This is a genomic window from Gallintestinimicrobium sp., from assembly GCF_046968865.1.
GTDB classification, from domain to species: domain Bacteria; phylum Bacillota; class Clostridia; order Lachnospirales; family Lachnospiraceae; genus Gallintestinimicrobium; species Gallintestinimicrobium propionicum.
In genome coordinates this window covers 187,890-201,211 of the sequence record NZ_JBKVPW010000004.1, presented here as the reverse complement: position 1 = coordinate 201,211, position 13,322 = coordinate 187,890, and the positions used below count along the sequence as shown (strand labels likewise).

General features: G+C 39.0%; 10 protein-coding genes. All 10 read right to left on the bottom strand.

What is annotated here, in order from left to right; translation table 11 throughout:
- Window positions 1–27: 27 nt before the first annotated feature.
- The 10 genes from tnpC to ACLTOQ_RS05790 all read right to left on the bottom strand — a co-directional run bounded on the left by tnpC (window position 28) and on the right by ACLTOQ_RS05790 (window position 13,320).
- Window positions 28–1,656: an IS66 family transposase gene (gene tnpC, locus ACLTOQ_RS05835; RefSeq protein ID WP_412319049.1), complete on the bottom strand. Its 1,629-nt coding sequence runs from the start codon at window positions 1,654–1,656 to the stop codon at window positions 28–30.
- A 272-nt stretch (window positions 1,657–1,928) separates the two neighbouring features.
- Entirely contained in the window at window positions 1,929–2,285 is a 357-nt protein-coding gene (gene tnpB / locus ACLTOQ_RS05830; protein ID WP_117963279.1) for an IS66 family insertion sequence element accessory protein TnpB, read from the bottom strand.
- Window positions 2,278–2,658: an IS66 family insertion sequence element accessory protein TnpB gene (locus ACLTOQ_RS05825; protein WP_308728940.1), complete on the bottom strand. Its 381-nt coding sequence runs from the start codon at window positions 2,656–2,658 to the stop codon at window positions 2,278–2,280. Before ACLTOQ_RS05825 ends, tnpB begins: the two co-directional genes overlap by 8 nt.
- Window positions 2,659–2,950: 292 nt before the next feature.
- Window positions 2,951–3,712, bottom strand: coding sequence for a DUF6075 family protein (locus tag ACLTOQ_RS05820; protein WP_412319048.1), 762 nt, complete (start codon window positions 3,710–3,712; stop codon window positions 2,951–2,953).
- A complete protein-coding gene (locus tag ACLTOQ_RS05815) occupies window positions 3,709–8,121 on the bottom strand; it encodes a hypothetical protein (RefSeq protein ID WP_412319047.1) in 4,413 nt (1,470 codons plus the stop codon). The genes ACLTOQ_RS05820 and ACLTOQ_RS05815 overlap by 4 nt, the downstream gene beginning before the upstream one ends.
- A complete protein-coding gene (locus tag ACLTOQ_RS05810; protein ID WP_412319046.1) occupies window positions 8,114–8,773 on the bottom strand; it encodes a hypothetical protein in 660 nt (219 codons plus the stop codon). The genes ACLTOQ_RS05815 and ACLTOQ_RS05810 overlap by 8 nt, the downstream gene beginning before the upstream one ends.
- A 27-nt stretch (window positions 8,774–8,800) precedes the next feature.
- Complete coding sequence (locus ACLTOQ_RS05805) at window positions 8,801–9,163, bottom strand: hypothetical protein (protein ID WP_412319045.1); 363 nt, start codon at window positions 9,161–9,163, stop codon at window positions 8,801–8,803.
- Window positions 9,164–9,219: 56 nt separating this feature from the next.
- The gene (locus ACLTOQ_RS05800; RefSeq protein WP_412319044.1) at window positions 9,220–11,280 is read right to left on the bottom strand and encodes a DNA/RNA helicase domain-containing protein; all 2,061 of its coding nucleotides are present in this window, start codon (window positions 11,278–11,280) and stop codon (window positions 9,220–9,222) included.
- Window positions 11,273–11,704 carry a very short patch repair endonuclease gene (locus ACLTOQ_RS05795; RefSeq protein WP_412319043.1) on the bottom strand — a complete coding sequence of 144 codons (432 nt, stop codon included), beginning with the start codon at window positions 11,702–11,704 and terminating at the stop codon, window positions 11,273–11,275. The genes ACLTOQ_RS05800 and ACLTOQ_RS05795 overlap by 8 nt, the downstream gene beginning before the upstream one ends.
- Entirely contained in the window at window positions 11,704–13,320 is a 1,617-nt protein-coding gene (locus ACLTOQ_RS05790) for a DNA cytosine methyltransferase (protein ID WP_412319042.1), read from the bottom strand. Before ACLTOQ_RS05790 ends, ACLTOQ_RS05795 begins: the two co-directional genes overlap by 1 nt.
- Window positions 13,321–13,322 lie beyond the last annotated feature (2 nt).

Below are 13,322 nucleotides of genomic sequence, written 5' to 3'. Positions count from 1 at the left end.
CGCCTACCCTTAAATTTAACGCCGCTTTTATGAGCGGCGTGGTTTCCGGCATTCCTCGGGAAGCTCCTCTGCCCAAGGCATCAGCTGATCTAGTTTTGCCGGATCTATATTTCCTTTTTTATCACAATACTTAGGCAGCTCCGTGAGGATATGCCTGAAGTAGTAGTATGGGCGCAGATTGTTCAGCTTTGCTGTTTCTGAAATACTGTAAACAAGAGCGCTGGCTCCGGCACCTTTTGCTGTGTTATGGAACATCCAGTTCTTCTTGCCGATACAGAAAGTCCGGATAGCCCGCTCGGAAGCCGAGTTATCGATAGGAATATCTCCATCGGTCAGAAATACTTTTAAATATTTTTCCTGACGGATGACGAAATTTAGTCCCTGTCCGGTCCTGGATTTCGGAGGCACCGCACATGCTGCAGCCTGTTGTTTTGCCCACGCAAAAAAATCCTCAACCAGCGGCTTTATCCTTGTCTTCCGCTGTGTAAGGCGATCCGTTGCAGGAAGTTCTTTCAGTTCAGTATCAATCCGGTAGAATTCCGCGATCTTTTGTAATGCCTGGTATGCCACGGAACTTTTTACTGCCCCGGGATCTTTTTTATCCGCTGCCTTTACGGCATCTGCAAAGGCTCTTCTTGCATGTGCCCAGCAGTTTGCGTTTGTCACTCCCGGCAGTTTTTTGTCCAGCAGATGATACTGCTCCAGACTGTCCGTGACCAGAACTCCCTTGTAGCTTCGGTAAAACTCCAGCGGCTTTTCGTGATCCCTGCCTTTCTGGTATTCGTAAATCACCACAGGACGTTCCTTATAGAACTCCCCGGAACGGTGTACCCACATGTAGCATTTACTGTTCGGACGGTCACTGTCACCGATCACCTGTGTAGGTGTTTCGTCCGACTGTGTCACCGGCAGGGACAGCAGCTCCTGCTTCATGCGTTCCACAAACGGTGCGAAGTATTTCTCAGCACACCGGATAATCCAGTTCGACATGGTCTGTCTGGAGATATTTACACCATTGCGTTGAAACTCCTGCTCGACTCTGTGCAGCGCAGAGGAATTCACATATTTAACATTCAGAATGGAGGCAAGCAGGGAAGGAGTAATGATGCTTCCCCGGAGAAGATCCCCGGGACGCTTTCCCCGTAAGAATTCATCCTGATGATCTCCGCCAGTGCCTACATAGACTTCCACGGTATGGACTTCCACCGTCCAGGATTCCGGTTCATGACGCAGTCTTTTGTAGGTTTCATCCTTCATTCTGCGCCAGTTGCCTGCACCATAAAACGTATCCAGTTCTTCTGTGGATACCTGATAAGGAGGAAGTATTTCTTCCGGAAAATCTTTCAGATTCATTTCCCGTTGCCCTTTTTTCTTATGGTTACGTCGGGATGGAAGTACTTCCTCTGCAGCAGGCTCCGGGACAGACAGATCACAGCAGCTTTCTGCCTCATCAAAAAAGGACAGCTGACCATCTATGGAATCCAGTGTTTCTGCGTGTTTTCCGAAACGATGGCTGTTCGCTATGCGTACCTGTTCGATCAGCCGCTCGATGTTCTCATTCAGGGTATCCAGCTGCCCCTGCATCATAAGAACGATGGTGATCAGTTCCTCCCGGCTGCAGTTATTCAGTTCTTCCAGTGTATGTCTGTCTGCCATTGTCCAGCTCCTTAAACTGTTTTTATTATACCAGAAAACACAAAGGATTGCGAACCGGCAGCCCCCGCAGGTTTCGTCATTCTGCCTATGCCTGTATGGCGGTGTGATGGTCATAGAGCCAGGGAAATATAAAGTTTTCAAGGTGCTGAAATTTTATCCGGATTCTCCTGTGGATACGTCACAGACCATGAAACAGCGTCCGGAGAGGCTGTAATACCGGGAATGGATCTGACTGGATAACAGGCATAAAAAATCTATGTTTTGCACAAAGATCAGGTGGGCTTTTGCGGTGTTACTTCCCTGACTTTGGGGTTCAGGGGATTCAGCCCAATCATAAGATAACGGAACTGTTCCTCTGTAAGGTCTGCGGCCTCTTCGCTGGTTCTCGGCCAGGACAGGGAACCTGCCTCCAGCCGTTTGTAGAGCTGAAGAAAACCGTCTCCCATCCATAGAAGTCCCTTGATGCGGTCGGACCGTCTGCCACAGAATAGGAATAAAGTTCCCTTTTCAAAAGGATTCTGATGGTATCTGTCTCCGATGATCATGGACAGCCCATCGATCCCTTTGCGCAGATCCACATATCCGCAGGCAATCACGACTCTGCGGATACCGGCAGCATCTTCAAGCATGAATCACCTCCTGCAACAGCCTGCAAAGCAGGGACTCTGAAATATCGTTTGATAATTCCAGCGTCAGGCGGCCTGATCTGATCACTGCAGCCGGAGTCATTGCTGCCGGGACGGTTGGCACCGGTGTTGTGTCCAGAGCAGTTTTTACCGGGATTTCTACAAAAGAGAGGGCAGACGGGGTGGTGACTTCCTGGAGTCCTTCCTGTTCACAGACTTCCCGGCGGATCTTTCGAAGCCAGTAATAGTAAGATTTTTCAGAAATATCGTTTTCAGCAAGCCACTGCTTTGCTGTAGTGCCTGCCGGTCTGTCCTGGCACTGTCGAATAATGTTTATCCAGTTCGACCTGCGGACAGTGTGAGTTAATTGGTCCATGCTCTTTAGCCTCCTCTAAAAAACTAATAGTTTTTTCGTGTCATTTAGAGTGTGGCACAAAAAGATTAATTAGCCAAGGCGCAGGATTTGACGTTTACGAATAATCCATATAAACCTCCGATTTATTTTTTATAAATCAGTTGCTATTCCACACATCCAAACACCTCCACAAACAACGATTTGTTAAACTATCTATACAATACCATATCTCTTTGGCTAATACAATAATTGCATCGCTCCCGCTTATTCTCATCAATTCTGCAACTAATGTATCGTGATCATATGCATATTGTCAGGCTGTCTGTTCACTTTTCTTTGAATGATACGCTTCACGTCTCATAGCCAGTGTTTTTTCATATCTTACTTTTGCAATAGGATCTCCGCTTAATGCATCGTCACGCATTTCCCGGTAACTCTTTACTGTAGCTCTTACCTGATACTGTTTACGCTCTGCAAGTTGGCTCTGTGCTTCCTGATCTCCGGCTCCGGCTTCTGCTTTTGCCTTGATCTCTGCACGCTTCTGATTTCTTTTCTGCGTAGACTTCTTAGAAGATTTTCTCTTTCTTTCAGCAATCTCTTCCGCTCTGCGTGCTTCCTCTGACTGCAAGGCTTCCACTTCATCCTCACTGAGTGGAAGAACAAAATTTCCAATGAAATTGAAATAAATATCCACTTGCTGAATACGGTCTTTTGTTCTGCCACCCTCTGCTTCATGAATTACAACCTTTTCAATGAAATCATTAAGCATAAGCTCTGTAATATTTGTTTGTCCCTCTGTTTTTGTGTAATCATCTACACTCGGTGCACCGTTGCAATACAGGTTAAATGCCATTCGCACCACCTTCATACTGCCACTGGTCTGCCAGCCTTCATGCAGACACTCAGTTTTTACACATCCCGTCTTAAAATCATAGATGCTATTGATATTTCTTCTCGTATCATCACTGATACCAAGGCAATAGCAAAGTGCCTTGTGGTACACATCCTGATAGCGTACCTCTTTTAATTTTTCATAGTGAACCTTTCTAAGAATAAGTATTTTACCCAAAGTCATATATTAAGCTGAAAATTTACCATATCAGAGAGCGACGTAATATTCTCATCCAATATCAGTTTTTCTTCTTTTATTTTTACTCTTCCATTCGCCGAAGAAAGACTTTCATGTGTTTTACATAAACAATCGAATAAAGCTTTTATTTTATCTTTATCTATTCTTGAAAGATAATAAATTGAGAAAATTGTAAAATCTCCCCACAACGAGGCAATTATGCCATAATCACTTTCTGCGAATCGAGTTACTATATTTTCAAATAAAAGATTCCATGTATTATCATTGAACATTTCATAATAACGTTCAAATACATCGCTAATTCCGCTGCCTATATAACCATACTTGCTTTCAGATAGAATAAATTTAACAACACATCTATTTACATATTCTTCCATATGTTTTTGAGCGATAATATCTCCTGCTTCCATAATCAGCTTATGTAATCCGATTTCTCTTTTATCTATTTGTGTAAGAATTACTCCTTCCGCCTTTTCATTATATCCATCTTCTTTTAAAAGATTGATAATTTCGAGATTATAGTCCCTTCCTGTTTCTACAGAGAAATCTTTATGTTTCGCTTTATCATACAATCCTTTTGCCATAAACTTTTCCCGAATTTCAGAACTTGAAATGCGAGAAATAATTTCATAATTGTAACTTCTTAAGGTTTCCAATCGATTGTATTCTCTATCATTCTCTATATACTCTTTAATCCATGAATTTGTAAGTCTGTATAACGCAATTAATTCAGAATCATCAGAAATCAAATCTATATTGCAATATAGAGAATCAAGAACTTTCATTCTCCAATAAACTAAATCTTTAGGAGTATTTTTTAGTTCAAATAATGCATTACAGTACTTGTACCCCAATTTAACGGCATCCTCTAGCAACTCTCGGTCAACTTCACTTGAAAACCTATTATCACCAATAGAATCCGCTAAATTTGAAACGGAAAACAGTCTCATGCCATAACAGCATAATTTTTCTTCATCCAGAGGAAGTTTTTTATAACAATCAAGTAAACCATTTAACGAATAGTCTTTTCTTCCCACATAGCCAAACATTCTATATTTCTGTTTTTCACGTACTTCCTCTATAAACTTGTTTTCTCCAAAGTATTCTAATGCAGGTATCATGTTTTTACATAAATCTTCCATCTCATCATATTCTGATCTCCAAGCCACTCCATCTTCGCCACACCAATATTCTGCAACTTTTAGAAAATCAGCATGCGCATTTGATATACAGAACAACTTGTTAAACTCCGGAATAAATCGAGTCTTATCCCATTCCAAACATTGAACAACCGCTTTACAAATAGTATCGATAATTCCTGCCTTGGGGTTATGCTCGGAAAAGCTCACCAATACTTTACGTAAAAATCTCATAACAGTATATCCATTACAATCATGAGCAGATCCAGCACCGTACTTATCCGCAAAATAAATCAATGAAAAGATATCATCTTTAGATAATACATCATTTCTGTCCACCGAATAAAATTGTTCACTAACATGCTTTGCAATATCATACTGTGCCAATGCTGGTTTATAACCTCTTTGTGATTCACCATTATGAGTTAGATTCAATATTTCTTTATAACATTTTTCAACTAACGATTCCTCAATCCTACCAAACAGGCACAAGTTAGCCTTAATCAAAGAAATTATTCTTAAATCTTCGTATTTATAATCTCTATCTATTTTTATAATATCACTTAAATGGTTGCCAATATATTCTATCCCAGCTTCGCATTTATATGAGTTTAACAGTCCATATGTGCAAATCTCTATAATTATTTCTATAGATGCAGACATTCCTAAAAGAATATTCAACAATTCGTCAAATGATTCTTTTTCAAGATTCTTTTCTTCTGTAATCTGATGAATATATGCATACAATGAATCTGGATTATACCATTTAAAAGTGAATGTTTGCCTGATATCTTCTTTTGATGTAAGACTTACACTGGCATCTAACCATCCATCTACAAAATAAACATAATCGTTAGAATTTCCAGTAAGAGCATCCATATAATCTGCACCATAGCATCGAAATATATATCCAGCCTTAACAAGCGTTTCTTTGTTTAGCTCCCCGCTTAACAATGCCTCTATATTATATCCACTGAGGTATTCATCGAAAAGTTTATGTCCTCGTTCAAATCCAGCCTTAGCAGCAAAATCAATATCTAAAATGATTTGCTCTATATCATTTTTAACATTCAAACAATATTTTTCCGCTTTAGTCTTTTTGTTGATACTTTGTGCTTCAAAATAATCCGATTCTTTTGCATAATACTGTATGCAATTTGCATACTGTGCCAAACAAAGAGACACTGCACTTGAATGTATGCATACTTCTTCAAGATTATCCATTGGCAATTGGTGCGCTAGTATAAACTGCTGAAGTATCCTATCAAACGATATCCCATATAATGCTGAATTCATTACATATTCAACATCAATCAGTTTCAACACCTCATCAGTGGCCTTACAAGATACTAGTAAATTAAAAGAGATATCATATCGATATTTCCATAATTCTCTATCCTGTTTAATTCGATTAATTATTGATTCGGTAATTCCTTTTATATTTGAATTGTGAATAATTGCATTCTGTAAAAAAAGCCTTACATCATTATGAAAAGCGAAGTATCTATCGCTTTCACATACAATAATTGGATATAAGCCATTTAAAACAAACGCCGCCTCGTCGTGTTCAACTCCACACATTTGAGCCACATCATAAGCGTTAATACGTTTACTTGAAAACGCCATAATTGCCTCAATTTTGTATAGCAAAAGGCTTTTTTCCTGCGAACTAATAATCCATTCGTAATATTTATCAATTTGTTTATTTAAAAACCTACTATTTAGTTTCTTCTCTATTGCCTCGAAGGAAAGTGGCAATACCATTTTCTTCAATTCCAGAATTGCAAATATTATATTAAGAACATTGTTCCCAATAACTGAAATAACGGTTTTCGCCAAGTTTTCCATATCGACTGTATTCTCTGTTACACCGCTTTGCTCTAATAATATAACAACATCATCTGTATCCAAAGCCGGCATGCTGTAATATGTAATACTTTTATTATCTTTCATCCAAGACGGATAACCATCATTTATAGGCTGTCCGACCAAGACAAAATAAAAATCATCCCCGATTTCCTCTGGTCTTGGCAATTGAGATAAAAATGAATTTCGTGCATCTTTTGATCTTGCAGCATGATCTAATCCATCTATAAAAAAGTAGCAAGGCCTTCCTATACATTTTGCATATTCCGGTAGGAAATGTATTACCGTTTCCCGCATTTCAGAAACAGACATAAATTGGTATATAAGTGGAAACTTTACAACAGATAATAAATTATTCTCTTCAAATTTTTTCTTAAGCTGTACGAGAATACTTCTCCACAAAATATTACCCAAATAAAAGCCTTCATCATCACTATATGAACCATCTACTCTATTTACTGGGAGATATGTGTAAAATCTAAAATCAACTATAGACTCATTCATCTGTGATAAATAACTTATAAAATTTGTTTTTCCACAGCCCGGTAATCCTTCTAAGAATATGATATGATTACTATTCTTTTTAATGTCATCTATAAAGGTCTCCCCAAACCGTTGTCGAGAAGGAAGTATCGGTTTTTCTGGACATAGTTCATATGAAGGAACATCCGGCTCGGTATAGCATAATGCTCCATATACATTTTCTCTTGTTATTTCCTGCTTCTCTCTTCTTGATGTTGCCCATATATTCAATTTAGAAAGAATACTATTTAAGCAAAAATCTATCGCATCACTATTATCTGTTCCTAGTATTTCGCCAATCTTCACACGTATTTTTTCTTCCACATCAGCAAGACAGGACTCTTTTCTAAAAGAGAAAAGTTTAGTGAAACACGCCGCCTCATTAGAATCTAAATTTATCTCCAAATTTTCTCTGTACCATTCGATAGCCTTCTGCTCATTAGGCTTTGCCGAAGTATAATTATAATTATCTTGTAAGCATGGAAACACCTTGGAAATAAAGTCATCCATTGAACACTTTCCATCTGTTTCCTGCGAACCCCATTTTTTATTTGTTACAATTTGAATACCTTTAAAATTATAATTATCTTTATTATTCTTCCATTCTAAAGCCAACGCATTCAGTAACGGCTTTTTCCCAGAAGCTAAAAAAGAATATGTGAAATTAGCATCTTCATCTGTATGTTTTACTTGAATATTTAAAATGCTTTTATCACTATAATTTACTACGACATCATCTAATGCCTGAAAATCAGTTGATTGAAGTATTACTGATTCAATTGATGTATCTTGTAGCATATTCAAGCATTCTAGTATTCCAATTTCCCATTCAAACCAATAAGGTGTACCTATTCCCGAATTATACATGTTCTCCCTCTATTCTTTTCAAAACGTAATTACATAATTGATAACAATACGTCTCAACTTCTTCTGTAGACATATTTATATGGTATCCATTCACAAGCGAATCAAATAAATAGTTTATCTCTTCGTAATAATCCTTATTATAAAATTCAACTCCAAATAATTTATTCAAGCCTCGTACCATTTGAGATAATTCTTTATAATTTACTGGAAGGACATAATCGATTTTGTCATCAATAATCTTCTTCATCAGCCTCTCATTTCCTATTATTTTTGAGGCTATATTTATAAAATCTCCACAAGTTTCAAAAACATTCCAATCACACATGAACTGCCAACGAAAAAAGAAAGGACTCCATACCTCTGCTGGTTCGATCTTTATATTATATAGCACCAATTCCTTCTTTAATTCATCCTCTATGCAATTATAAGTTCCTTCCAATATGGCTATATCATTTTTTCTCACATCAATCGGATAATAAACGCCCTTATCATCGCATATTATGTAACCAATTATTCTGTAATATTTTTCAATGACATTTATAGCATCTCTTGTAAAAAAAACAGATCCTACAACTAAATCATCATTATAATTTGAGGTGTCTAATTTCCTAAAACAATGCTTAAAATCATCAAAAACTAATATTGAATCCATATAAATTACCTTCTTTGTTGTACTTATTTATAATTGATTATTCCGGGGATCGCCACACCGGACTGGCGGCTCTGCCGTACCGTAATATTCACGCTGCGTGATGAATTTGGAAGAAGAGATAGCATCAACGAGGACCTTAAGTTCCGGAAGCTCGTAAATATGTCCGTCATAATAGTACTTATTCTGAGTAGACTCATAGTGCTCAATATGTAGACCACAGTCGTGAAGCATGGCAAGATCATCGCTGATGGTATTTCGAGACACCTTCACCGAATAATCTTCTTTGAGGATCTTCATCAGCTCGGCGGTTGATAGTGTGTGCTCCGCGTCGGTATGCTGAACTAGGTGCTGATATAAATATAGGATTCTGAGTTTTGTTCCGTTCTCCATATGAAACCTCGTTAGGATAGTGTCTATGTAATCATTTGGGAAAAAGTAAAAATCTACTACAATTCTTGAATCCCGCAAGAAACAAGATACTTATAGATACCATCATAATACTCCGTATCTCTTGTCGGATCTTCCTCGGGATCAACTCCCTTCGGCACAAACAGCACCATTCCTTGGCGTGCTCTTGTAAGAAGTACACGATATGAATTTACCAGATAACGCTTTTGTTCCGGCTTATTTCTTTTGTTCCATTTCGTTCCCCTAAATGAATAGTGATCCCAATCTGCTCCATTCTTACTGCGTCGAAGATCCGCATCCCAGCAAACAATTGCCCAGTCAATCTCAAGCCCCTGTACCTTAAATTCACTTGCGACTACCTCCAGCATGTTGGACGAACGCAAGTCATCACTTGGTGCTAGGAACCAATTTTTAACATCTATTTCAGTAGGAACATAGATACCTTCTGGCTTCAGTCTTTGCGCACTGCTGCATGCCAAAACGCCAGAACGCTGAGAACCACGTACATGCGCACGTACCCATTTCTTAGCCAAAGAATAATCTCTTGTTATGTATATAGGATACTTCGAGGCAATTTGTTGATATACTTCCGATGCTTGTTTCGGATCATTATCAAGAAGTGCATCAATAAACTGGCACTGTTTATCAGCTCTAAACGAACGAATAGAGGTCTTCAAATGAAGTTCATCGATCTGATGACATCTTTCACATGAGAGAATCTTTTCTTGGTCAATATTCTTATCTTCAACTTGACTGAAAATCAAAGGAGAATAAAACAATTCCCATTCTTTGAACTCTTCAATACCGCAGCGAAACCATTCATTGATTCCCACTTCACCATCATAGATATCTTGTCCAAGACCAACCAAGCAAATCATAACTGCCCAGTCCTGATGACGATCCATAATACTGAACAACAGCTTAGGCTCACTTACTGCCATTATGGGATCATCATGTTTACGAGCCATCTTTTCCTGATTCCATACACGTTGAGCCTCATCAAATATCAGAATGTTCTCCGGAGTTGGGTTACTATGCGATGCATTGTCTTTTTTGAACGCATAACTACTCTGGATCAGTGTGTTGATTGCAGCTTGGGTATGTTTGTTAAACAGCTTCTCAGGCTTAGGAACATCAAATGTTTTTCCTGCAGACTTCTTTGCTCTCTTCCAAAGATCTTCACGTTCTCTGTCATTGGATTCGACACTTTTCTTTAATGCTTCGCGCAGTACTTCAACCAGAGGACCGTTTCCCGAAAGATAAACACTTAAGCCGTTTGCATCATCCAAGCTTTTAGCCACAACATCCAAGCCAACCAAGGTTTTCCCGGCACCTGGCACACCCGTAATAAAACAAATGCATTTCTTCTTTTGTATTTTTGCGTATTCAATTATCTCATAGATCTTTGCTTCACAAAGATTGATATTCTCTTGACCAGCTTCTGATTGAGCAATCTGACTTAAACTATGAGAACTATATGCCTCCACAGCCGCTGCAATAATAGTAGGGGTTGGATAGTAAGGAGAATTAAACCATTTATCAAAATCAATCTCTCCATCATCACCGTACAAGGAGGAGATTTTTGTGATCTTTGGAATAAGCGTTTCAATATTCTCTCTCTGCAGATGAACCTGCTTGTCCGGATAACAATCGCAAGATTGGGGGTTCGGATATCGTGCGGCATCGGTAGCAATCAAAATAGGACAAACATACAGATCTTCAGATTCTTTGTGGAAGTTCTTTATATCAATAGCATAATCCTCAGCCTGCTGCGCATCCTGTGTGGTAAAAATATCTTTTCCGTTTTTGAATTCGAGAGAAAATACCATGTGTCGAATAAGCAGAATAACATCAATACGCTTGCCAAGGCGAACAATATCATACTCAAATATGATATCTCCCTCCATACCGCATTCTTCCAGGCGGCGTTGCAACTCAGTAATTTGATTTTCCCAAGCATTAGCCTGCTCTTTGTTAATATCAAATGCATGCCTGACCAGTCGGCCCACAATATCGGTTGACTGATCAGCAATAAATCCAGGAATGGAGTTACAGTAGTATGCCTTTCCTGATTGTGTTGAAAAAGTATATCTATTCATGTTTCTCCGCTCCTTTCCTAATATCAGACTCTAACTGGCTCATAGTATGTTCAAAGGCTTTTTTCTTCAGCTGACACTCCCATACCACAAGTACATTCCACCCCAGAGACATAAGATGGCGAGTATTCATTTCATCCCTTTCCACATTTCTCTGAATCTTTGGAATCCAGTAATCCTCATTGGAAGAGGGCCAAACAAATCTTGGACAGTCATGTTTGTGCCAAAAACACCCATTTACAAAAATAACTGTTTTATACTTTGGAAGCACAATGTCTGGGCATCCCGGAAGAGTGCGAACATTTATCCTATATCGAAATCCTTTGGAAAAGAGATACTTTCTCACTTTCTCCTCGGGCTTCGTGTTTTTGCTTCGGATGTGAGACATATTTCGACTTCGTACCTCTTTGGTATGGTTATCAGCCATTATCTATGCTCCGGTTTTTCCTCAATTTTCTTTAACTGCTTTGCAAGTTTTTTAGCAATTGCCTTTGCCATAATTGGTGGCACAGCATTACCAACCTGCTGGTACTGCTTGTCCTTTGTTCCGCAAAATACGAAACTATCAGGGAATGTCTGCAGGCGGGCTGCTTCACGTACACTCACGGCGCGATCTAATACGGGATGGACCCACATAGATTTTCGGACATTTACAACCGTACCGCTCGGCTGATCATAATCAAGGCGAAGGTATATCGTGTTTTGAGTTCGACTTACATCTGTATAAGTATTAGTCTTCAGATCATCATCAAGAGAATGGAAATTTTGACCCTGTTTAAGTGCCTTAAAACGTTCCATTGCAGTTTCTCTTGTATTTGTAATGATATGATTAAACAGCGTGTCTGTATCACGAAGGGCACGTCCGAGTTCACTGATATTGCTCATAGCTTTTATCGATGTACCAATATCATCTGCCACCTCAGTTACAGTCTTCACCTCTTGCAAGTCACTAATCGCATCCCGGACGGTCCGGTATGTTTCCTCTGAAAAAGTACCGACCGGCAATTTGACTTCGTCAGCCAAAGATTTCTTTATACCCATTACAATAAAACGGTTTCTCTTTTGAGGTGCCCCATAGTTTGCTGCACAAAGAATATCTGCATTTATCGCATAGCTATTTGGTTCCGTACCGAGAATTGCTTTCAAATAGTCAAATACTGCATAGGACCTAATTACTGCAACCAAGTCATTTTCATCACTGTATGAATCAACAACAATCTGATTGTCAAAGATTTCCTTTGCCTTACTAAGCATCCGCTGAATCATAATAGCTGGTTCAATTGCTTGCTTCAGCTTGCAGACTTCGAGTGTCCCATCAAAGAACTGCTGAATGGCATTGAAAGCCGTTCTGGACTGAATGGCAATATACGACTCCGAAATATTACTTGTTACTTTGTCAGCATATTTCAACAGTTTCTTTTTGTGCTTTGATAGTGCACTAACGACCTTTTTGGGATTTTTAGTGGCTTTGTAAATTACATTGAGGGCCACATAGCAGTCCTCTGGCCAAATATTTTCGGAGATAGCATCTAAAGATTGCACAATCTCCATGGCACCATTAAAAAGATACTCCTTTTCAAGCAACACCAGCTTTGTTTCCTGCATTGGGATATCATAGCTATTTTGGATAATTAAGTCGTGATCCGTTTTGTCCAAATAAAACCTATGAACATCTGAGCGCAGCATACTCACGTTTTCCATAACAAAAGCCAGCGGCTGCAGTTCGCGAATTGCACGGATATACTGTTTTACCAACATATTATTCTGGCTTATCGCATGGTTTTTCTGGCGATTAGCGTTTGAAAACCCCTGACAAGGCGGGCCTCCAATCACAACATCGATTTTCCCATATTGCTTTTGGATTTCTTCATAATCAGCCGCACATACATCACCTCTTACATCAACACCAGGATGATTTCGTCGATATGTTTCTTGCATGTTAGTGTTATTTTCAAATGCAACTTTAATATCAAATTTTCCTGTTTGCAAAAAGCCAAGGCTTAATCCTCCAGCTCCAGCAAATAAGTCTATTGTTCTATACATTT